General features: G+C 63.7%; 20 protein-coding genes. 16 read left to right on the top strand and 4 right to left on the bottom strand.

What is annotated here, in order from left to right; all coding sequences use genetic code 11:
* Positions 1-28 precede the first annotated feature (28 nt).
* The 7 genes from LO50_RS12905 to LO50_RS12870 all read left to right on the top strand — a co-directional run bounded on the left by LO50_RS12905 (position 29) and on the right by LO50_RS12870 (position 6,812).
* Entirely contained in the window at positions 29-745 is a 717-nt protein-coding gene (locus LO50_RS12905; protein ID WP_044315258.1) for a tellurite resistance TerB family protein, read from the top strand.
* Between the two features lie 124 nt (positions 746-869).
* A protein-coding gene (prfB, locus tag LO50_RS23860) for a peptide chain release factor 2 (RefSeq protein WP_102832577.1) occupies positions 870-1,965 on the top strand; the annotation gives its coding sequence in 2 pieces (ribosomal slippage) (positions 870-941 and positions 943-1,965; 1,095 coding nt in all).
* 64 nt (positions 1,966-2,029) lie between these two features.
* Positions 2,030-3,532 (top strand): lysine--tRNA ligase, encoded by a 1,503-nt coding sequence (lysS, locus tag LO50_RS12890; protein ID WP_044315257.1) that lies wholly within the window; start codon positions 2,030-2,032, stop codon positions 3,530-3,532.
* Positions 3,533-3,623: 91 nt separating this feature from the next.
* Positions 3,624-4,919, top strand: a complete 1,296-nt coding sequence (locus tag LO50_RS12885; RefSeq protein WP_003283839.1) for a flavohemoglobin expression-modulating QEGLA motif protein — start codon at positions 3,624-3,626, stop codon at positions 4,917-4,919.
* Positions 4,920-4,961: 42 nt separating this feature from the next.
* Positions 4,962-5,621 carry a Bax inhibitor-1 family protein gene (locus LO50_RS12880; RefSeq protein WP_044315256.1) on the top strand — a complete coding sequence of 220 codons (660 nt, stop codon included), beginning with the start codon at positions 4,962-4,964 and terminating at the stop codon, positions 5,619-5,621.
* A 62-nt stretch (positions 5,622-5,683) separates the two neighbouring features.
* Positions 5,684-6,430 (top strand): TIGR00266 family protein, encoded by a 747-nt coding sequence (locus LO50_RS12875; protein ID WP_042926247.1) that lies wholly within the window; start codon positions 5,684-5,686, stop codon positions 6,428-6,430.
* Positions 6,431-6,488: 58 nt separating this feature from the next.
* A complete protein-coding gene (locus LO50_RS12870; RefSeq protein ID WP_014820988.1) occupies positions 6,489-6,812 on the top strand; it encodes a PA3694 family proteiin in 324 nt (107 codons plus the stop codon).
* Positions 6,813-6,880: 68 nt separating this feature from the next.
* Here the strand turns inward: LO50_RS12870 and lptF are convergent, their stop codons facing one another.
* The 3 genes from lptF to LO50_RS12855 form a co-directional block, all read right to left on the bottom strand.
* Complete coding sequence (gene lptF, locus LO50_RS12865) at positions 6,881-7,663, bottom strand: lipotoxin F family OmpA-related lipoprotein LptF (RefSeq protein WP_044315255.1); 783 nt, start codon at positions 7,661-7,663, stop codon at positions 6,881-6,883.
* Between the two features lie 50 nt (positions 7,664-7,713).
* Positions 7,714-8,106: a DUF4398 domain-containing protein gene (locus LO50_RS12860; RefSeq protein WP_014820986.1), complete on the bottom strand. Its 393-nt coding sequence runs from the start codon at positions 8,104-8,106 to the stop codon at positions 7,714-7,716.
* A 287-nt stretch (positions 8,107-8,393) separates the two neighbouring features.
* Positions 8,394-8,744, bottom strand: a complete 351-nt coding sequence (locus LO50_RS12855; RefSeq protein ID WP_044315254.1) for a hypothetical protein — start codon at positions 8,742-8,744, stop codon at positions 8,394-8,396.
* A gap of 224 nt (positions 8,745-8,968) precedes the next feature.
* Between LO50_RS12855 and ppc the strand changes: the two genes are divergently transcribed.
* The 7 genes from ppc (at position 8,969) to LO50_RS12820 (ending at position 16,207) form a co-directional block, all read left to right on the top strand.
* Positions 8,969-11,608 carry a phosphoenolpyruvate carboxylase gene (gene ppc / locus LO50_RS12850; protein WP_044315253.1) on the top strand — a complete coding sequence of 880 codons (2,640 nt, stop codon included), beginning with the start codon at positions 8,969-8,971 and terminating at the stop codon, positions 11,606-11,608.
* A 245-nt stretch (positions 11,609-11,853) separates the two neighbouring features.
* Positions 11,854-12,501, top strand: coding sequence for an adenylate kinase (gene adk / locus LO50_RS12845; protein WP_041014541.1), 648 nt, complete (start codon positions 11,854-11,856; stop codon positions 12,499-12,501).
* Between the two features lie 143 nt (positions 12,502-12,644).
* Positions 12,645-13,322 (top strand): tRNA (adenosine(37)-N6)-threonylcarbamoyltransferase complex dimerization subunit type 1 TsaB, encoded by a 678-nt coding sequence (gene tsaB / locus LO50_RS12840; protein ID WP_044315252.1) that lies wholly within the window; start codon positions 12,645-12,647, stop codon positions 13,320-13,322.
* 64 nt (positions 13,323-13,386) lie between these two features.
* On the top strand, positions 13,387-13,731 hold the full coding sequence (locus LO50_RS12835) for a hypothetical protein (protein WP_014820981.1): 345 nt from the start codon (positions 13,387-13,389) through the stop codon (positions 13,729-13,731).
* A 74-nt stretch (positions 13,732-13,805) separates the two neighbouring features.
* Entirely contained in the window at positions 13,806-14,603 is a 798-nt protein-coding gene (locus LO50_RS12830) for a DUF72 domain-containing protein (RefSeq protein ID WP_044315251.1), read from the top strand.
* Positions 14,604-14,672: 69 nt separating this feature from the next.
* Positions 14,673-15,365, top strand: a complete 693-nt coding sequence (locus LO50_RS12825) for an extensin-like domain-containing protein (protein WP_044315250.1) — start codon at positions 14,673-14,675, stop codon at positions 15,363-15,365.
* 65 nt (positions 15,366-15,430) lie between these two features.
* Positions 15,431-16,207 carry a class I SAM-dependent methyltransferase gene (locus LO50_RS12820; RefSeq protein ID WP_044315249.1) on the top strand — a complete coding sequence of 259 codons (777 nt, stop codon included), beginning with the start codon at positions 15,431-15,433 and terminating at the stop codon, positions 16,205-16,207.
* A gap of 33 nt (positions 16,208-16,240) precedes the next feature.
* On the opposite strand, the gene LO50_RS12815 is transcribed toward LO50_RS12820, so the two are convergent.
* Entirely contained in the window at positions 16,241-16,876 is a 636-nt protein-coding gene (locus LO50_RS12815) for a TetR/AcrR family transcriptional regulator (RefSeq protein WP_044315248.1), read from the bottom strand.
* 93 nt (positions 16,877-16,969) lie between these two features.
* Between LO50_RS12815 and LO50_RS12810 the strand changes: the two genes are divergently transcribed.
* Positions 16,970-18,070 (top strand): efflux RND transporter periplasmic adaptor subunit, encoded by a 1,101-nt coding sequence (locus LO50_RS12810; protein ID WP_044315247.1) that lies wholly within the window; start codon positions 16,970-16,972, stop codon positions 18,068-18,070.
* A gap of 5 nt (positions 18,071-18,075) precedes the next feature.
* Positions 18,076-21,140: efflux RND transporter permease subunit (locus LO50_RS12805; protein ID WP_044315246.1), on the top strand; the 3,065-nt coding region annotated here is incomplete at its 3' end.

The following is a 21,140-nucleotide window of genomic DNA, read 5'->3' as shown; positions in this document are numbered from 1 at the left end:
TCCTGATTCAATCCGTTTGGGGACTTCGATGAAAACCAGTGGCCTTCTCGATCAACTGCTCAGGTCCGGTCAGGACCTGCTGCAGAAGCAGCAATCCAGTGCAGGTGGCAAACCTGGCAAAGGCGGTTTGAGCGACCTGCTTTCCGGCGTTGGCGGCGGTTCGCTCGGCAATGCCCTGTCGGGTGCCGGTGGCGGCGCGCTGGCGGCCGGTGCCATGGGGTTGCTGCTGGGCAACCGCAAGGTGCGCAAGATGGGCGGCAAGGCGGTGACCTACGGCGGTCTGGCGGCGCTCGGCGTGCTGGCCTACAAGGCCTACAGCAACTGGCAGGCGCAGCAGGGCGGGGCGCAACAGCAGACGCCACAGACCATCGATCGCCTGCCGCCGGCAGAGGTCGAGGTGCACAGCCAGGGCATTCTCAAGGCACTGGTGGCAGCGGCCAAGGCCGACGGCCATGTCGATGCCCGAGAGCGTCAGCTGATCGAGGCGGAGCTGGGCAAGCTGGCCGATGCTGATCTGCAGCACTGGCTCGAGGCCGAACTGAACAAGCCGCTGGACCCGGCTGACGTGGCCAGTGCCGCCAGTACCCCCGAGATGGCTGCGGAGATGTATCTGGCCAGCGTGCTGATGGTCGACGAGGAGCATTTCATGGAGCGTGCCTATCTGGATGAACTTGCCCGCTGTCTGCAGCTCGATCCGCAACTCAAAGCCGAGCTGGAAAGCCAGGTACGCGGTGTGAGTGCCTGATCGACCGTCATGAGGGCAAATCCGTTTCCTGACCGTCCGCCGGCACGTCCGGCGGGCTGTCAGCGCGGGTTGGCTGAGTTATAATCGCCGGCTTTTGCACCGTCCGATTGAGAGCTGCCTACCTATGGAAATCAACCCGATCCTCAACAGCATCAAGGACCTGTCCGAGCGCACCCTGTCAATTCGGGGGTATCTTTGACTACGATCAGAAGCATGATCGTCTCGTCGAAGTAAACCGCGAACTCGAAGACCCCAACGTCTGGAACAAGCCCGAATACGCCCAGAGCCTGGGCCGTGAACGCGCCACCCTGGCGCAGATTGTCGAAACCATCGATGACCTCGATGGCGGACTTGCCGACTCTCGCGACCTGCTCGACATGGCGGTCGAAGAAGATGATCAAGGCGCCGTTGATGATGTGGCCGCCGAGCTGGACCGTCTGCGCGGAATCCTCGAAAAGCTCGAATTCCGCCGCATGTTCAGCCATGAGATGGACCCGAATAACTGCTACCTGGACATCCAGGCCGGTTCCGGCGGCACCGAGGCGCAGGACTGGGCGAACATCCTGCTGCGCATGTACCTGCGCTGGGCCGACAAGCGCGGTTTCACTGCCGAGATCGTCGAGCTGTCCGAGGGCGAAGTCGCCGGCATCAAGGGTGCCACGGTGCACATCAAGGGTGAATATGCTTTTGGCTGGTTGCGCACCGAGATCGGTGTGCACCGCCTGGTTCGCAAGAGCCCGTTCGACTCCGGCGCGCGCCGCCACACCTCGTTCTCGGCAGTGTTCGCCTCACCCGAGATCGACGACAGGGTCGAGATCGAGATCAACCCGGCCGACCTGCGCATCGATACCTACCGTTCCTCCGGCGCCGGTGGTCAGCACGTAAACACCACCGATTCGGCCGTGCGTATCACCCACGTCCCGACCAATACCGTGGTGGCCTGCCAGAACGAACGTTCCCAGCACGCCAACAAGGACACCGCCATGAAGATGCTGCGGGCCAAGTTGTACGAACTGGAAATGCAGAAGCGCAACGCCGCCTCTCAGGCGCTGGAAGACAGCAAGTCGGACATTGGCTGGGGGCACCAGATCCGTTCCTACGTGCTCGACGACTCGCGCATCAAGGATCTGCGTACCGGTGTGGAGCGCAGCGATTGCCAGAAGGTGCTCGACGGCGACCTCGACGGATACCTCGAAGCCAGCCTGAAACAGGGGCTCTGAGAGCAGCTGCAAGCCTCAAGCCGCAAGCACCTCCATTGAAACGATTTGACCGGGACGACCCGCAATGAGCGAACAACCGCTGAACCAGCACGCCATCCAAGAGGAAGAAAACAAGCTGATTGCCCAGCGCAAGGAAAAGCTTGCTGCCGTGCGCGAGCAGGGCAATGCCTTCCCCAATGACTTCCGTCGCGACCGCTATGCAGGCGACCTGCAGAAACAGTACGCCGAGAAGACCAAGGAGGAGCTGGAGGCGGCCGCCATTCCGGTCAAGGTCGCCGGGCGCATCATGCTCAACCGCGGGCCATTCATGGTGCTGCAGGATATGAGCGGGCGCATCCAGGTCTATGTCGATCGCAAGACGCTGCCGGCCGAGCAGGTCGACGCGGTCAAGCACTTCGACCTGGGCGACATCATTGCCGCCGAGGGCACACTGGCGCGCTCCGGCAAGGGCGACCTGTACGTCTACATGAACAGCGTGCGCCTGCTGACCAAGTCGCTGCGCCCGCTGCCGGACAAGTTCCACGGCCTGACCGACACCGAGCAGCGCTACCGCCAGCGCTACGTCGACCTGATGGTCAACGAGGAGGTGCGCGAAACGTTCCGCGTGCGCTCCCAGGTCATCTCGCATATCCGCAAGTTCCTCGCCGAGCGTGACTTCCTCGAAGTCGAAACGCCGATGCTGCAGACCATTCCCGGCGGCGCTGCGGCCAAACCGTTCGAGACCCATCACAACGCGCTGGACATGCCGATGTTCCTGCGCATCGCGCCGGAGCTCTACCTCAAGCGTCTGGTGGTCGGTGGCTTCGAGCGCGTGTTCGAGATCAACCGCAACTTCCGCAACGAAGGCGTCTCGACCCGGCATAACCCCGAGTTCACCATGCTCGAGTTCTACCAGGCTTACGCCGACTACGAAGACAATATGGATCTCACCGAGGAGCTGTTCCGCGAGCTGGCCCAGGCCGTGCTTGGCAGCACCGACGTGCCCTACGGCGACAAGGTGTTCCACTTCGGCGAGCCCTTCGCGCGGCTGTCGGTGTTCGACTCGATCCTCAAGTTCAACCCGGAAATCTCCGCGGATGACCTGAACGACGTCGAGAAGGCTCGCGCCATCGCCAAGAAGGCCGGCGCCAAGCTGCTCGGCCACGAAGGGCTGGGTAAGCTGCAGGTGATGATTTTCGAGGAGCTGGTCGAGCACAAGCTGGAACAGCCGACCTTCATCACCGAGTACCCGTTCGAGGTCTCGCCGCTGGCCCGACGCAATGATCGCAACCCCAACGTCACCGACCGCTTCGAACTGTTCATTGGTGGCCGCGAGATCGCCAACGCCTATTCCGAGCTCAACGATGCCGAGGATCAGGCCGAACGTTTCCACGCGCAGGTAGCCGACAAGGATGCCGGCGATGACGAAGCCATGCACTTCGACGCCGACTTCGTGCGTGCGCTGGAATACGGCATGCCGCCGACCGCGGGCGAGGGTATCGGCATCGATCGCCTGGTGATGCTGCTGACCAACTCGCCTTCGATCCGCGACGTGATCCTCTTCCCGCACATGCGTCCGGAACTCTGATCCACTGAGCGTCGACTGACACCGCAGTGTGCCGGCCTCGGCGGCTGCGGGTATAACCTCAAGGGTACGGGTCATCCGTGAAGAGGGACTGATGAACAGCCGTAACAACCTGGATGAGTATCAGACCATCGTGCGCGGGCTGTCCGACCGCATCGTCGAGGCGCAGACGCCAGTGCGCGTACTGGACGCGGTGAAGTGGGACGAGAATACCCGCCAGGGTTTTTTCGCCGCCAAGGGCCGCGAGCTGCCGAAGATCGATCGCGGCTACTACGAGGGCCGGCCACTGGCCTTCGATTCCAGCGCCAAGAAGCAGGAATTCCAGGACATCGAGCGCGACATCACCCGTCAGCTCGGTCAGTTCAACCCGGTCGGGCAGATCATGCGGCGCATGTGTAAGGAATACCGCATGGTTATCCGCATGCTCGAGGCGCGTGGCACACCGGACTTCGGCATGATCTCCCAGGAGCTCTACGGCGCGGCATCCGACGCCTTCCATGCTGGCGATCCAACCCTGGCCGACCTCGGCCTTATGCTCTCCGACTACCTGAACAACATCGCCGACCGTGGCGATCTGCGTGACGAGCCGAAGAATCTCACCGCGCCGCAGGCCGTCGAGCTGCTGCAGAAGCGGCTGGATGTGGTGTTCGGCGAAGGCGAGGGCGTGATCCGTGTTTTCGAGTCCGACGGCATCCTCGCCGATGCGGCAGCGGGCGCCGACTACATCAAGATCCGCAGCGACGCGCTGTTCAACGAGCGTGACGTGCGCGCGCTGGAGGTTCACGAAGGCCTGGTGCACGTCGGCACCACGCTCAACGGGCAGAACCAGCCGATCTGCACCTTCCTCGCCAAGGGGCCGCCGTCTTCAACGGTTACCCAGGAAGGCCTGGCAATCCTGATGGAGGTGATTGCCTTCGCCTCCTACCCGACGCGCCTGCGCAAGCTGACCAACCGCACCCGCGCCATCCACATGGCCGAGGAGGGCGCGGATTTCCTCGACGTGTTCGCCTTCTTCCGCGAGCAGGGATATGGCGACGACGACTGCTACAGCAATGCCAGCCGGGTGTTCCGCGGCTCGACCCCCGATGGTTTGCCCTTCACCAAGGACCTGTCCTACCTGAAGGGCTTCATCATGATCTACAACTACATCCAGCTAGCCGTGCGCAAAGGCCGGCTGGAGCAGATCCCGCTGCTGTTCTGCGGCAAGACCACGCTTGAGGACATGCGCACGCTGCGCCAGCTGGTGGACGAGGGCATGGTCGTCCCGCCCAAGTATCTGCCGCAGCAATTTCAGGACCTCAATGCGCTGTCGGCCTGGATGTGCTTCTCCAACTTTCTCAATCACCTGAGCCTGGATCGCATCGAAGCCGACTACGCGAACATTCTCTGATCCCGAATATCCGACATCACTCACGCAAGGAAGCGTAACGATATGGAAAACTCCGTCTTTGCCCGGCGTGCGAACCCGATGGATCGCACACTCTCCCCCGCTGCGTATAACCTCGTCATTGGCCTCACGCTCTGTTGGGGCTTCTGGGTCAACTGGTGGATGGTCGGCAACATCCCGGTCGAGTCCATTCGCAGCATCCATCCCTGGCTGTTCTTTGGCGGCTACTTCGCCAGCTGCCTCACCGGCGCCTGGCTGTTTCATCGTTCGAACCAGCCCTGGGTGAGTTTTGTCGGCTACAACCTGGTCGTGGTGCCGTTCGGACTCATCGTCAACCTGGTGGTGAGCCGCTACGACGCCTCTCTGGTGCATGAGGCGATACGCATCACCGCGCTGGTTACCCTGGGCATGATGCTGCTCGGCACGCTGTTTCCGAAGTTCTTCGCCAGCATCGCCGGTGCGCTGACAGTGGCGTTGTTGCTGGTGATCGTCGTCGAGTTGGTCGAGGTGTTCATCCTCGGCATTCATCACGGCGTGATCGACTGGATCGTCGTGCTGATCTTCTGCGGCTATGTCGGCGTGGACTGGGGCCGGGCGAATCAGATCCCCAAGACGCTGGACAATGCGATTGACAGCGCAGCCGCGCTCTATATGGACATCATCAACCTGTTCCTGCGTATCCTGCGCATTCTCGGGCGCAAATAGGCAACGGCGGGACGCTGCCGCATCCTTGCAGCGCCGCAACCCGATCGCTTCAGGAGCTCGCCGTGTCCAGCCACGAACTCGAATACGAAATCCTCGGTCAGTCCGCGCAAAGCGTGGAAATCATCCTCGATCCAGACGAGACGGTGATCGCCGAAGCCGGAGCAATGAACTACATGACCGACGGCGTGCGTTTCGAAGCGCGCATGGGCGACGGTTCGGCGAGCGGCGTGCTCGGCAAGTTGTGGGGCGCGGGCAAGCGCATGTTCACCGGCGAGTCACTGTTCCTCACTCACTTCACCAATGAAAGCAAGGCCAAGGCACGCGTGGCCTTCGCCGCGCCTTATCCGGGCACAGTGGTACCGATTGATCTTGCTGCCGTGGGCGGCAAGCTGTTTTGTCAGAAGGATGCCTTTCTCTGCGCGGCTTATGGCACGCGCATCGGCATAAGCTTCAGCAAGCGCATCGGCGCAGGCTTTTTCGGTGGTGAGGGATTCATCCTGCAGCGCCTGGAAGGCGATGGACTGGCGTTCGTGCATGCCGGCGGCACCGTGATTCGCAAGGAGCTGAACAACGAAACCCTGCGGCTGGATACCGGCTGCCTGGTGGCCTTCACGCAGGGCATCGACTACGACATCCAGCTTGCCGGCGGCCTCCGGAGCATGCTGTTCGGTGGCGAAGGGCTGCTGCTCACCACCCTCAAGGGCACCGGCAGCGTCTGGATCCAGAGCCTGCCCTTCTCGCGCCTGGCCGAGCGGGTCTACGAGGCGACCTCACAGGCCCGCGGTGAAACCCGCGCCGGCGGTAAATGAGCCGCAGGCGACCTTCGAATTTGTCACAATGCGCCTCTTTGCCTCGATGAGACCGTCCATGTCCGAACGCAATCCCATTCCCCTGATCCTGACCGCCATCGGCAGCGTGCTTGGCACGGTTGCGGTGCTGTCCTATTACGGCTACGTGCATATCGCCAAGCCAGAGGATGCGTTGCTGCTGGCTGACTACACCATGCTCAAGACCGTTCCCGGCGAGGATTACCGGGTATCGCTGAAGCCGGCGTCGCAGGTGGCTCAGTGCATCGATGGTGTGCTGGTGCTGTTCGATACCGAACAGAAGGGCCTGACAGGCGTGCTGGTCGACAGGAAGAAGCGCGCCGTGCGCTGCATGGGTCAGGATGCGCCGCAGGAGAGCAAATAAAACAGCCCGTCAGGGCGACGGGCTGCTAAAGGGGCAGGGCATCAGCTCGCCATGCCCACGGTCCGTGGTCACTCCATCGACGAACGTGGCGCGACGCGCTGGCTGTCGTTGGAGATAGTCACCTCGACGCGGCGATTCATCGCGCGGCTGGACGGCGAGTCGTTGCTCGCAACCGGGTATTGCTCGCCATAGCCCACCGCCTGGATGCGCTGTGGATCGACGCCCGCGTGGGTCAATGCGCGGCGCACGGATTGGGCGCGGCGCTCGGAAAGCTGCTGGTTGTAAGAGTCGGAGCCGGTGCTGTCGGTATAACCCTCGACTACCACCTTGCGCTCCGGATTCTCGTTCAGGAACTCAGCGAGCTTCTGGATGCCGCGCATACCGGCCGGTTTAAGTTCGGCCTTGTCCAGGTCGAACAGAACGTCACCGAAGGTCACCAGGGTGCCGCGCTCGGTCTGCTTGGCCTGCATGTCCTCCTGCAGCTTGCGGATCTGCGCGTCCCGGGCTTCGAGGCGGGCTTCGGCGCGCTGCGCGGAGGCCTTGCCGAGATCCTTTTCGGCCGCGCGCAGGGCAATAGTCTGCTCGGCCAGTTCGATGCGGCGCTTGGTCAGGTAGGCCAGCTGATCCACCGTTTCTTCGTCGGCATCGTTCAGATATGCCTTGTTGGCCTTGTCCAGCATGTTGCTGGCGTCCTGGGTTTCCAGGGCTGCGACCTTGCTTGAGCGGGCGTCGCTCTGCAGAGCGGAGAAGCTGCTGCGCGCCTCTTCAAGGTTCTGATTGGGCTGGTTGGCGCAGGCCACTAGGCCGATGCTCAGGGCCAGCATGGTAGGTAGGGTTACAAGCTTGTGCATGACGAGTTCATCCTATTGGCTATAAACGGAATGGCGGGCGTGGCGAGGAATCAGCGAACGTTGCGCATGCCTTCTTCGCGCAATTCCTGAATCCCCTGCTGCGCATCTTCGACGGCCTTCTGAGCCTTCGCCGCTTCAGCCTTGCGTTGGGCTACGCGGGCATCCCATTCGGCCTGTTCGGCCAGCTTGCGGGCTTGTTCGTAGTTTTCTTTCTGCATGGCCAGTTCGGCCTCTTTCCACTTTTCCTGCGCGGCGCGCATTTCCACTGCGGCATACTCGGTACCACCAGCGCTTACGGCGCTGCGCACGGCCGATTCAGTCACGGCGAACTGCTCGGTCGGTGGGTTGCCGGCGCATGCGGTCAGCAGCAGGCCACCAAGTGCAATGGCCGCCAGCTTGGGTAGCTGAAATCTCGAAGCGTGGGTTGCGACAGCTTTGTTCATGGTCAGTCTCCAGTTCGAATTGCTCAACGAATAGCTACCGTCCCTGGCCGGGCAGTGTGCTGAATAGGGCACTACCGATGTCGGGACATATCTTTGTGAGGCCAAATGGCGCTAATCGTTCAGTGAAAGTTGGCGGGCTAGAGCGGTTGTCATCGGGGAATCCGCTACCAGCGCGGTATTAACGGGGTGGGGACTGGCCTGCGCGGGCAGGGCGGGCGTATGCAACAAGGGTGACCTGTGTGATGGCGCCCTGAGCGGGCGCCGAGCGTACAGGGTGCGCTTTCGGGTCAGGCCGGTGGGGTAGAAGACGCTTCCTCGTCGAGCATGCGCTTGAGATGTTTGCGCGAGAGCTCGAGAAAGCGCGGGGTGGGCCCGATGTCTTCGTAGACCGGGTCGCCCTGTTCGTCAGTGGCGATGACCTGGGTGCCGCGCTCATACGGAAGGCTGGTTTCGACGGCTTCGAGGGCCGCACCAACCAGCTCGCCGAGCAGCGCTTCGGTGCTGCGCTTGGGGTACATCTCGGCGAGGGCCGCGAGCCGCGCCGCGCTCTCGACGTCCAGCGGAATGCTGTAGGTTGTCTGGCTCATGTGACCCTTGGCGTCGCGTTCCCAATGGCTGACCAGCTCGGAAATTCTCATGATTACTCCTTTGCCCGCGCTTACGAGCGGTGATGACATGTGCAATCGTGCTGTCCGCAACAGGGTCGTCGGCGTTGACGCCTTGTCATGACCGGATGCGGTGGGCACTCTGGTTGGAGGTAATTTCAGCGTAGCCGTTCAGGATCGTTTTCTCCGCGGCGCGTCTGATAAGCAGCGGCGAGTCGCTCATGTGAAGGCGGCAGCCCAGGAGGAGCAAGAAGGTCATGGCGAAAATCATCGACGCGCGCCTGCGCGACAACGTACACCTGCTTGGCGAACTGCTCGGCAACACCATTCGCGCCCAGCATGGCGACCAGTTCTTCGACAAGATCGAACGCATCCGCAAAGGCGCCAAGGCGGCACGCAAAGGCTCGGCCGAGGGTGCGCAACTGCTGTCCGAGACGCTCGACAGCCTTGACGAGAATGAACTGCTGCCGATGACACGGGCGTTCAACCAGTTCCTCAACCTAGCCAATATCGCCGAGCAGTACCATCAGGTTCGTCGCCGTACGGCAGGCGAGCCGGTACCGTTCGAAACCAGCGTGTTCGCCGATCTGATCGAACGCCTCAAGGCCGCCGGACACGGCGACGAGTTCATTGCACGGCAGGTCAGCCGCCTGGAAATCGAACTGGTGCTGACAGCGCACCCCACCGAAGTTTCACGGCGCACGTTGATCCAGAAGTACGACGCCATCGCCGAACAGCTGGCCGCACGGGACCACACCGACCTCTCCGGCGCCGAGCAGGCGAAGATCGAGCTGCAGCTGCAGCGCCTGATCGCCGAGGTCTGGCACACCGAGGAAATCCGTCGCAACCGACCGACGCCGGTGGAAGAGGCGCGGTGGGGCTTCGCCGCCATCGAGAACTCGCTGTGGAAGGCCGTACCCAATGTATTGCGCCAGACCGATGCGACGCTCAGGCGGACGACCGGGCTGCACCTGCCACTGGAGGCCGCGCCGATCCGCTTCGCCTCCTGGATGGGCGGCGACCGCGACGGCAACCCGAACGTGACCGCGATGGTATCCCGCGAAGTGTTGCTGACTGCGCGCTGGGTGGCTGCCGATCTGTACCTGCGGGAGATCGAAGGGTTGATCACCGCATTGTCGATGAGCGAAGCCAGTGAGGAACTGCTGCGTCTGACCGGTGATTCGGCCGAGCCGTACCGGGTCCTGCTCAAGCCCCTGCGTCAACGCCTGCGGGCGACCCGGGAGTGGGCGCGAGCAGCCATCGAGCATGGCCAGCCGGCTCCGGCGGAAGTGCTGCAGGACTGCGCCGAGCTGCGTCGGCCGCTGGAACTCTGCTACCGCTCGTTGCATGCCCGCGGGATGGGCATGATCGCCGATGGCGCGCTGCTTGACTGCCTGCGGCGACTGGCCGTGTTCGGGCTGTTCCTGGTACGGCTGGACATTCGCCAGGACGCGGCACGGCATGCCGCAGCGCTGGCGGAAATCACCGATTACCTCGGGCTGGGCGACTATCAGGCGTGGGACGAGCAGCGGCGACTGGACTGGCTGCAGCTTGAACTGGGCAATCGCCGCCCGCTGCTGCCGGCGCATTATCATCCGTCGGCCGATACCGCCGAGGTGCTCGCCACCTGCGCGGTGATCGCCGAGGCGCCAGCGGCGTCACTTGGCTCCTATGTCATTTCCATGGCCCATGCGGCCTCCGATGTACTCGCCGTGCAGTTGCTGCTCAAGGAAGCCGGCCTGCAGCGACCGATGCGTGTGGTGCCGCTGTTCGAAACCCTGGATGACCTGAACAACGCCGCGCCGATCATCGACCGCCTGCTCGCGCTGCCCGGGTATCGCCAGCGTCTGCATGGCCCGCAGGAGGTGATGATCGGCTACTCCGACTCGGCCAAGGATGCTGGCACCACTGCCGCCGCCTGGGCCCAGTACCGCGCTCAGGAACGGCTGGTGGACGTATGCCGGGAGCACGACGTCGAACTGTTGCTGTTCCATGGCCGCGGCGGCACCGTGGGGCGTGGCGGTGGCCCGGCGCATGCGGCGATTCTGTCGCAGCCGCCGGGCTCGGTTGTCGGGCGCTTCCGTACCACCGAACAGGGCGAAATGATTCGCTTCAAATTCGGCTTGCCGGACATCGCCGAGCAGAACCTCAACCTGTACCTCGCCGCGGTGCTCGAGGCGACTCTGTTGCCGCCGCCGATGCCCGAGGCCGACTGGCGTGAGACCATGGATCGCCTGTCCACCGAAGGGGTGGCGGCCTATCGTGGCGTGGTACGCGAGCATCCGCAGTTCGTCGATTACTTCCGCCAGGCGACACCCGAGCTGGAACTGGGCCGTTTGCCGTTGGGCAGTCGCCCCTCCAAACGTCGCGAGGGTGGGGTGGAAAGCCTGCGGGCGATTCCCTGGATTTTCGCCTGGACGCAAACGCGGCTGATGCTGCCCGCCTGGCTTGGGTGGGAGCAGGCGCTGCAGAGCGCACTGACGCGCGGCGAGGGCGAGCGGCTGGCCGAAATGCGTGCGCGATGGCCGTTCTTCACTACGCGCATCGACATGCTGGAAATGGTGCTGGCCAAGGCCGATGCCGATATCGCAAGGCGTTACGATGAGCGCCTGGTGCAGCCGGAACTGCTTTCCCTTGGTAGCGATTTGCGTGACCGATTGTCGCAGGTGGTCGGCGCTGTGCTGAGCGTGACCGGCCAGGCCGATCTGCTCGACCACAGCCCGAAGACCCAGGAGGCGTTCAGTCTGCGCAACACCTATCTTGATCCGTTGCACCTGCTGCAGATAGAACTGCTGGCTCGCTCAAGGCAGCAGCAGAACCCGGCAGACAGCCCGCTCGAGCAGGCGCTGCTGGTCAGTGTGGCGGGTATCGCGGCGGGCTTGCGCAACACGGGCTGAAGTGGCGGTTCCCGGCGCTCAACGGCTGCGCGATGCGTAGTCGTTGAGCGCAACTCGCGTCGAATCGCGACATTTATGCGGGTCGATAGACGCTTTCGGGACGGCTTGTGCCGCCTCGGTGCGCTGTGTATCGTGTTCAACCTTTTGTCGCATGGCGGCAAACCAGAATTTTTGATTCGTCAGCGAAGAGCCACTCCGGCCCGCTGGCAGGATCGCCCCCCTTCTAAGAAACTCGAGGACTCATCATGCGTGTGATTCTGCTGGGAGCGCCCGGTGCCGGAAAAGGTACCCAGGCTGGCTTCATTACCAAAAAATTCGGTATTCCGCAGATCTCCACGGGCGACATGCTGCGTGCCGCAGTCAAGGCGGGCACCGAGCTGGGCCTCAAGGCCAAGAGCGTGATGGATGCCGGTGGCCTGGTTTCCGATGACCTGATCATCAACCTGGTCAAGGAGCGCATCGCGCAGCCGGATTGCGCCAATGGCTTCCTCTTCGACGGCTTCCCGCGCACCATTCCGCAGGCCGAAGCTTTGAAGGAAGCAGGCGTGCGCATCGATAACGTGATCGAGATCGCCGTGGACGACGAGGAGATCGTCGGCCGCATCGCGGGTCGCCGTGTGCATCCGGCTTCCGGCCGCGTCTATCACACCGAGCACAACCCACCGAAGGTTGCTGGCAAGGACGACGAAACCGGCGATGAGCTGATCCAGCGCGAAGACGACAAGGAAGAGACCGTGCGTCATCGCCTGTCCGTCTACCATGCGCAGACCAAGCCGCTGGTGGACTTTTACCAGAGCCTGGCAGCCGCGGAAGGCACGCCGAAGTACAGCTGCATCGAAGGTGTCGGTTCGGTGGACGAGATTACGGCCAAGGTGTTCGCTGCACTGAGCTGATCGAAGCTGCCTGGCACGAGCGATAGAAATGCCCGTATCGAAAGATACGGGCATTTTTTTGCCCGGAGATCAGGACAGGCGCGAAAGAACCCGCTCCGCGAATACGTTAGAATCGGCGCCTTTTTACCGACCGGACCGACCCGATGACCACTCTGCTGGCCCTGGATACTGCCACCGAAGCCTGCTCAGTCGCGCTGTTGCACGACGGCAAGGTGCTGAGTCACTACGAGGTGATTCCGCGCCTGCATGCCCAGCGGCTGCTGCCGATGGTGCAGACGCTGCTCGGCGAGGCCGGGGTTGCGCTGTCCGCGGTGGATGCCATCGCTTTCGGGCGGGGGCCAGGTGCCTTTACCGGCGTGCGGATTGCCATCGGTGTGGTGCAGGGCCTGGCGTTCGCGTTGCAGCGGCCGGTGCTGCCGGTTTCGACCCTCGCGACCATTGCCCAACGGGCCTGGCGTGAGCACGGCGCAGCGCAGGTCGCGGCGGCCATCGATGCGCGCATGGACGAGGTCTACTGGGGCTGTTATCGCGAGCAGGCCGGGGAGATGCAGCTGGTCGGCAGTGAGGCCGTGCTACCGCCCGAGCAGGCCGTGCTGCCGCGCGATGCAGGTGACGACTGGTTCGGCGCCGGTACCGGCTGGGGTTACGCCGAGCGGATAACCGCGGCCGTACGTGCGCACGACGCCGGGATGCTGCCGCATGCCGAAGATCTGCTGAGTCTGGCTAGTTTCGCCTGGCGCCGAGGCGAGGCGCTGGAGGCCGATCAGGCCCAGCCGGTCTACCTGCGGGACAATGTTGCGACGCCTAAAGGGATCAAATGACGAGGAACGTTGCCAAACTCCTGGCTGCCCGTTAGAGTCGCCGGGCCTCTGATCGAGTCCAATGATGCGCGTCGAAAGCTCCTTTCCCGTTCCCTATTCAACGGATCGTTCTGCCCGTACCGGCAGGGCGGCGGATAGCTATGGGGAAACGCAGCGGGTCGCGCAGGCGCAGCGCGGGGTCGACAGCCGCTCCGGTCAGGATTACCAGCCCCAGGCTGATCGTCCGCAGCAGCGGGTCAATTCCAGCGCGCTGGTCGAACGCTACTCCGCATTCCGCTATGACGAGCCGCAGCCCGAGCGCCCACTGACCAGTCGCGTGGCCCAGGCGCTGGCCAGCTACGCCAGCACCGCCAGCATGAGCGTCGAGTTCGACGGCGCAGAGGTGCTCGGGCTCGACCTCTACGCCTGAGGCGGTTCGATCTGCCAGAGCTTCCCTATTACATCGGTTGTCCCTCTTGGAACGAGAGTGCCTGGCTCGGCTCGTTGTACCAGACGGCTACGCCGGCTTCCGATTTCCTTGCCGCCTACTGTTCCACCTTCAATACAGTCGAGGGCAATACCACGCTGTACGCCTGGCCATCGGAGCAGAAGGTCCAGCGTTGGGCCGGCGAGATGCCCGAGAGCTTCCGCTTCTGTGCCAAATTTCCCCGCGATGTCAGCCAGGCCGGCGATCTGCGTGCGGCGCTGGAGCAGGCACATGCCTTCCAGCGGCTGTTGCTGCCATTGGGGCGAAGGGTAACGCCGTTCTGGCTGCAACTGCCCGCCAGCGTTGGGCCATCCAGATTGAGCGAGCTTGCGGCGTTCATCGATGGCTTCGACGCAGCGCTGGCGATCGAGGTGCGGCATCCCGGATTCTTCGACCGAGGGGATGGCGAGCGCGCGTTGAACCGATTGCTGCGTGATCGCGGCATCGAGCGCATCTGCCTAGATACCCGCGCGCTGTTCAGCTGCCACTCTCACGACCCCGCCGTGTTGCATGCGCAGAGCAAGAAGCCGCGTCTGCCGGTACGCCCGGTGGCATTCAGCGATTCGCCGCAGGTGCGCTTCGTCGGTCACCCCGAGCTGGAGACGAACGACGCATTCATGGCGCCCTGGCTGGACAAGGTGGCTGGTTGGATCGAGGCCGGCAAGACGCCGCACGTCTATCTGCATACCCCCGACAATCATCGTGCGCCCGAGCTGGCGATGCGTTTTCACGGCTTGTTGAGCGAACGCTTGCCCGGCCTGCCGGCCCTGCCTGCATTGCGCCCTGCGCCGCAGATGTCCTTGCTGACCGACTGAGCGAGCGGTTTCGACCAGTTTTGTAAAACATCCCTTTCAACTTCGCGGGTTGGCTGTTGCCCATAAGGAATGACCTTTGGCCGCTTCTTTCTTCTCCTGTTGCTGCTGCTTGCCGGCTTCGCCCTGGCGGTGCGGCAGGATCTGATCGACATCCCGCCGCGCTGGAACCCCTGGGCGCCGCTGGATATCCGTGAGCCGCCAAACCTGTTGACGCCACTCAAGCTACGGCGCCTGCAGCAGGACCGAACGCTCTGCGAACAGGCGCTCGCCACGGCGCCGCTGCGTTATTCATCCGTGCCGGACAGCACGCCGGAGCCCGGCTGTCCGGTCGAGAACAGCGTTCGGGTGCAGGGCTCGGACGTGCGGTTCAACGGACCTTTTCTCGCCACCTGTCCGCTGGCGGCGGCATATGCGATGTTCGAGTTGCACGGGCTTCAGCCGGCGGCCCAGGCAGTATTCGAGCAGCCGGTGGTGCGCATTGATCACTTCGGCAGCTTTGCCTGTCGCAACATCGCCCGCAGCAACCGCCGCAGCCAGCACGCCAGCGCCAATGCGCTGGATATGGCGGGCTTTCGCCTTGAGGATGGCACCCGCATCACCGTGGCTCGGGACTGGCAGGGCGAGGGCGACAAGGCGCGTTTCCTGCGGCTGGTTCGCGATGCGGCCTGCGATGCGTTCAACGTGACGCTCGGGCCGGAATACAACGCGGCCCACCACGACCACTTTCACGTCGACATGGGCGGCTTCGGCATGTGCCGCTGAACGCTCGCGCGCAGCCTGGAATGCTCTGGCACAATGCGCGGCTTTCCATCACCGCTGGATGCCCCATGTCCGCATGCAACCCTGTGGTTCGAGTCGAACCGCTGACTCCTCAGTTCGCCGCTGCCGCCCATCAATGGGCGCAGCGTCTCGACTTGCCGGAAATTCAGGACGCGGCCGAATTCGCTTTGCAGATTGGCGCGGACGGCTTGCAGCTGCAGTTGCTCGAGGCGCAGGCACCGGGGCCGGTACGGGTGGATTTCGTCGAGGGGGCCGCAGCGCACCGGCGTCAGTTCGGTGGTGGCAGTGGGCAGATGATCGCCAAGGCCGTGGGCGTCCAGCCCGGTATCCGGCCACGGGTGCTGGATGCTACAGCGGGGCTCGGGCGCGATGCCTTCGTGCTGGCGACGCTGGGCTGTGAAGTGAGCCTGATCGAACGCCAGCCGCTGATTGCCGCGCTGCTGGAGGATGGTCTGGGTCGCGCGACCGGGGACGCCGAGGTGGGTGCTATCGCCGCGCGGATGACCCTGCTCAAGGGCAATGCCATCGAGCTGATGACGCAGTGGCAGGGGGAGGCGCCGCAGGTCATCTACCTCGACCCGATGTTTCCCCATCGCGACAAGAGTGCGCTGGTGAAGAAGGAGATGCGCCTGTTCCGGCCCTTCGTCGGCGACGATATGGACGCGCCGGCACTGCTGGCCGCGGCCCTGGAGCTGGCCAGCCATCGTGTGGTGGTCAAGCGTCCGCGCAAGGCGCCGGCAATCGAAGGCGCCAAGCCCGGCTACAGTCTGGAAGGAAAATCCAGCCGCTACGATATCTATCCGAAGAAGAAGCTTCAGGGCTGATTCCGCAGTCCGCGAACCTTTCGCTTGCTCAGTTCAGCGGCGGTAGGCGCGCAGAAATACACTCACCGCGTCCCGCACGTGCAGGTTGCCTTCCTCATCGGTTGGCGCTTCGGCATAGCCGACCAGCAGGCGGAAATGCTGGGCACCCTTGATCAGCGAGCAGAAATGCTCGGCGGCGCGCAGTGGGTCGTCGATCTCCAACAAGCCCAGCGCGTCGGCCCTGCTGAACAGCTGTTGCAGATCGCACAGTAGCTGTTGCGGGCCGGCATCGAAGAACATCTTCACCAGCCCCGGATTCTGCGTCGCCATTGCCACCATCACCCGATGCAGGCCGATGGACTCGGGGCTGTTGACCAGTTCATTGAAGGCGCCGCCAATCGCCAGCAGCAGCTCTTCGATATCGCAATCTTCCTCCACCTGAAACAGCCGCCTCGGCAAGCGTGTCTCGCAGGTGGTCTTCACGGCTGCGCTGAATAGCGCTTCCTTGTCCTTGAAATGGCTGTACAGCGTGAGCTTGGAAACGCCAGCTTCGGCGGCGATGGCCTCCATGCTGCTGCCTTCGTAGCCGTTGCCGAGGAACAACACCTGCGCGGCAGTGAGGATCGCCTCGCGCTTGGCGGGGTCCTTCGGGCGACCGGGGCCAGGCGATACGGAATGGATTTCTGTCATGGGCGTTTTAATAGTGGACTGGCTGGTACGGTATTTTTACTATACCGCGCAGTATAAGTATTCCAATCCGCTTCGCGACAGAGAGACTTCATCGTGTTCCGACATGCCTTGTCCCTTGCCTCTATGTTCGGTTGTGCACTTGTTCTAGTCGCCTGCGGCAATGGCGAGCCGCCGCAGCAACTGCCTCGTCCGGTCATGGTGGTGCAGCCGCAGCCGGCCAGCGAAGCACGCGAGAGCTATCCCGGCGAAGTGCACGCGCGCTACGAGCCTGAGCTGGCCTTCCGCATCGGCGGCAAGGTCGTCGAGCGGCTGGTCGAAGCGGGCGACCGCGTACGCAAGGACCAGCCCCTGGCACGTCTAGATCCGCAGGACGTGCGGCTGCAACTGGACGGCATGCGCGCGCAGGTGGCGGCCGCAGAAGCCAATCTGCGCGTTGCCAAAGCGGAACATGACCGCTACAAGGCGCTGCTCGGTCGCCAGCTGGTCAGTCAGTCGCAGTTCGATAACGCCGACAACGCCTATCGCGCCGCGGCTGCCCGTCTGCAGCAGGCACGCGCCGAATTCGATGTGGCCAGCAATCAGGTCGATTACGCGGCACTGCGCGCCACCAGCGACGGCCTGATCGCGCAGCGCCGAGTCGAGGTGGGGCAGGTGGTCGCCGCGGGGCAGACCGCGTTCGTGCTGGCGGCCGATGGCGAGCGGGAAGTGGCCATCGATCTGCCGGAGCAGTCGCTGGAGCGCTACCGGGTTGGCCAGGAAGTCGAGGTCGAACTCTGGTCGCAACCGGGGCGCCACTATCTCGGCAAGATCCGCGAACTCTCGCCAGCCGCCGATGCGCAGTCGCGGACCTATTCCGCGCGTGTTGCCTTCAGCGAACAGGAGGTGCCAGCCGAGCTGGGACAGAGCGCGCTGGTGAGCATTCGCCGCGATGGCGAAGTGTCGCTGGCGGTGCCGCTGTCAGCGCTGAGTGCGGAAAAGGGCCGGGCGCATGTCTGGCGGCTCAGAGCCGATTCCACCGTCGAGCGGGTCGAGGTTCGGACCGGGCCCTTCGGCGAACAGCTGGTGCCGGTCCTCGAAGGGCTGGGCGCCGACGACTGGATTGTCCTGGCCGGGGTGCAGATGCTCAGCGATAACCAGCCGGTTCGCCCGGTGGATCGCCACAATCGCCCCGTCGAGCTGGCCGCCCAGGAGTAATCGCGATGCGCTTCAATCTCTCCGCCTGGGCGCTGCAGAACCGGCAGATCGTCGTCTACCTGATGCTGCTGCTGGCGATCGTCGGCGCGCTGTCGTACAGCAAGCTCGGCCAGAGCGAGGACCCGCCATTCACCTTCAAGGCCATGGTCATCCAGACGCAATGGCCGGGCGCTACCGCCGAGGAAGTGTCGCGCCAGGTCACCGAGCGCATCGAGAAGAAGCTGATGGAAACCGGCGAGTACGAGCGCATCGTCTCGTTCTCCCGACCGGGCGAATCCAATGTCACCTTCATGGCACGCGACTCGATGCGCTCGAAGGACATTCCCGACCTCTGGTACCAGATTCGCAAGAAGATCGGCGACATCCAGCACACCTTTCCGCCCGGTGTGCAGGGGCCCTTCTTCAACGACGAGTTCGGCACCACCTTCGGCAACATCTACGCCCTGACCGGCGACGGTTTCGACTACGCGATCCTCAAGGACTACGCCGACCGCATCCAGCTGCAGCTGCAGCGGGTCAAGAACGTCGGCAAGGTCGAGCTGATCGGCCTGCAGGACGAGAAGATCTGGATCGAGCTCTCCAACGTCAAACTGGCCACGCTTGGCGTCCCGCTGGAAGCCGTGCGCCAGGCGCTGGAGGCGCAGAACGCGGTAACGGCTGCCGGTTTCGTCGAGACCATCAGCGATCGGGTGCAGCTGCGCGTCACCGGCAGCTTCGAGACGGTCAAGGAGATTCGTGATTTCCCCATCCGCGTTGCTGGCCGCACCTTCCGTATCGGTGATGTTGCCGAGGTACATCGCGGCTTCAACGACCCGCCCGCGCCGCGCATGCGCTTCATGGGCGAGCCGGCACTGGGGCTGGCGGTTTCGATGAAAAGCGGTGGCGACATCCTGGTGCTGGGCGAGGCACTGGAGCAGGAGTTCGCCCGCCTGCAGCAGGAGCTGCCGGCGGGGATGCAGCTGCGCAAGGTCTCGGATCAGCCCGCTGCGGTGAAGACCAGCGTAGGTGAGTTCGTCAAGGTGTTGATCGAAGCGCTGGTGATCGTATTGCTGGTGAGTTTCTTCTCGCTAGGCGTGCGTACCGGGCTGGTGGTCGCGCTGTCGATTCCGCTGGTGCTGGCGATGACTTTCGCCGCCATGAGCTATCTGGACATCGGCCTGCACAAGATCTCCCTTGGCGCCCTGGTCCTGGCTCTCGGGCTGATGGTGGACGACGCGATCATTGCGGTGGAGATGATGGCGATCAAGATGGAGCAAGGCTACGACCGCCTCAAGGCCGCCAGCTTCGCCTGGACCAGCACGGCATTCCCGATGCTGACCGGCACGCTGATCACCGCGGCGGGTTTCCTGCCGATCGCCACTGCCAATTCCAGTACCGGCGAATACACCCGTTCGATCTTCCAGGTGGTCGCCATTTCGCTCATCGCGTCCTGGATCGCCGCGGTGATGTTCGTGCCGCTGATCGGCGAAAAGCTGCTGCCGGACCTGGCCAAAAAATCGGCACACAAGCACGGCGCAAGCAGTGAAGGCCACGATCCTTACGCAACGCCGTTCTACCAGCGCGTACGGCGCGTGGTGACCTTCTGCGTGCGCCGGCGCAAGACCGTTATCCTGCTCACCCTGGCGATCTTCGTCGCCGCGGTGGTGCTGTTCCGTCTGGTGCCGCAACAGTTCTTCCCCGCTTCCGGCCGTTTGGAGCTGATGGTCGATCTCAAACTGGCCGAAGGCGCCTCGTTGAAGGCGACCGAAGCAGAGGTGGCGCGGCTGGAACAGCTGCTCAAGGAACGGGCCGGCATCGACAACTATGTGGCCTACGTCGGCACCGGCTCGCCGCGTTTCTACCTGCCGCTGGACCAGCAGCTGCCGGCGACCAGCTTCGCCCAGTTCGTCGTGCTGGCCGACAGCATCGAGTCCCGCGAGTCCCTGCGCGCCTGGCTGATCGAACGCATGCGCGAAGATTTCCCGAGCCTGCGCGGTCGCGTGACGCGGCTGGAGAATGGCCCGCCGGTGGGCTATCCGGTGCAGTTCCGTGTCACCGGCGAGCATATCGACGTGGTGCGTGGGCTGGCTCGCCAGGTCGCTGCCAAGGTCAATGAGAACCCGCACGTGGCCAACGTCCATCTGGACTGGCAGGAGCCGAGCAAGATGGTCCGGCTCAACGTCGATCAGGATCGTGCCCGTGCGTTGGGCGTGACCACCGCCGAGCTGTCCGGCTTCCTGCGGCGCACCTTCACCGGCAGCAGCGTCAGCCAGTTCCGCGAGGACAATGAGCTGATCGAGATCCTCCTGCGCGGCACCGAGCGCGAGCGGCTCGAGCTGTCGATGCTGCCGAGCCTGGCGATTCCCACCGAGAGCGGGCGCAGCGTGCCGCTGTCGCAGGTGGCGACGCTCGAGTACGGATTCGAGGAGGGCGTGATCTGGCATCGCAACCGCCTGCCGACGGTCACCGTGCGCGCCGATGTGTACGGAGAGCAGCAGCCGGCGGCACTGGTGCGTGAGATCGAGCCGACCCTGGCCGACATCCGGGATCAGTTGCCCGGCGGCTATCTGCTCGAGGTCGGCGGAACGGTGGAGGACTCCGAGCGCGGCCAGCGTTCGGTGAATGCCGGCATGCCGCTGTTCGTCATCGTCGTGCTGACCCTGTTGATGGCGCAGCTCAAGAGTTTCTCGCGCTCGGCCATGGTGTTCCTCACCGCGCCGCTGGGCATCATCGGTGTTGCACTGTTCCTGCTGCTGTTCGGGCAGCCGTTCGGCTTTGTGGCGATGCTCGGCACCATCGCGCTGTCGGGGATGATCATGCGTAACTCGGTGATTCTGGTGGATCAGATCGAGCAGGACATCGGTGCCGGTCAGGCGCGCTTCACCGCTATCGTCGATGCCACGGTGCGCCGCTTCCGGCCCATCGTGCTGACCGCGCTGGCGTCGGTGTTGGCGATGATTCCGTTGTCGCGCAGTATCTTCTTCGGGCCAATGGCGGTGGCGATCATGGGTGGCCTGATCGTCGCCACGGCGCTGACGCTGCTGTTCCTGCCGGCCCTGTATGCCGCCTGGTTCAAGGTCCGGGAAGACGA

Origin of the sequence: Stutzerimonas stutzeri, from assembly GCF_000935215.1 — a bacterium.
In the GTDB taxonomy this organism is placed as follows: Bacteria; Pseudomonadota; Gammaproteobacteria; order Pseudomonadales; family Pseudomonadaceae; genus Stutzerimonas.
The sequence above is the reverse complement of the archived record's forward strand: the minus strand, read 5'-3'. Positions and strand labels throughout refer to the sequence as shown.

Coding starts and splice junctions, on each gene's coding strand:
- LO50_RS12835 (WP_014820981.1), top strand. CDS start 13,387: ATGCGCGTCGAAAGCTCCTTTCCCGTTCCCTATTCAACGGATCGTTCT.
- LO50_RS12880 (WP_044315256.1), top strand. CDS start 4,962: ATGGAAAACTCCGTCTTTGCCCGGCGTGCGAACCCGATGGATCGCACA.
- LO50_RS12905 (WP_044315258.1), top strand. CDS start 29: ATGAAAACCAGTGGCCTTCTCGATCAACTGCTCAGGTCCGGTCAGGAC.
- LO50_RS12815 (WP_044315248.1), bottom strand. CDS start 16,876: ATGACAGAAATCCATTCCGTATCGCCTGGCCCCGGTCGCCCGAAGGAC.
- ppc (WP_044315253.1), top strand. CDS start 8,969: ATGGCGAAAATCATCGACGCGCGCCTGCGCGACAACGTACACCTGCTT.
- LO50_RS12855 (WP_044315254.1), bottom strand. CDS start 8,744: ATGAGAATTTCCGAGCTGGTCAGCCATTGGGAACGCGACGCCAAGGGT.
- tsaB (WP_044315252.1), top strand. CDS start 12,645: ATGACCACTCTGCTGGCCCTGGATACTGCCACCGAAGCCTGCTCAGTC.
- LO50_RS12860 (WP_014820986.1), bottom strand. CDS start 8,106: ATGAACAAAGCTGTCGCAACCCACGCTTCGAGATTTCAGCTACCCAAG.
- LO50_RS12885 (WP_003283839.1), top strand. CDS start 3,624: ATGAACAGCCGTAACAACCTGGATGAGTATCAGACCATCGTGCGCGGG.
- lysS (WP_044315257.1), top strand. CDS start 2,030: ATGAGCGAACAACCGCTGAACCAGCACGCCATCCAAGAGGAAGAAAAC.
- adk (WP_041014541.1), top strand. CDS start 11,854: ATGCGTGTGATTCTGCTGGGAGCGCCCGGTGCCGGAAAAGGTACCCAG.
- LO50_RS12825 (WP_044315250.1), top strand. CDS start 14,673: ATGACCTTTGGCCGCTTCTTTCTTCTCCTGTTGCTGCTGCTTGCCGGC.
- LO50_RS12870 (WP_014820988.1), top strand. CDS start 6,489: ATGTCCGAACGCAATCCCATTCCCCTGATCCTGACCGCCATCGGCAGC.
- lptF (WP_044315255.1), bottom strand. CDS start 7,663: ATGCACAAGCTTGTAACCCTACCTACCATGCTGGCCCTGAGCATCGGC.
- LO50_RS12820 (WP_044315249.1), top strand. CDS start 15,431: ATGTCCGCATGCAACCCTGTGGTTCGAGTCGAACCGCTGACTCCTCAG.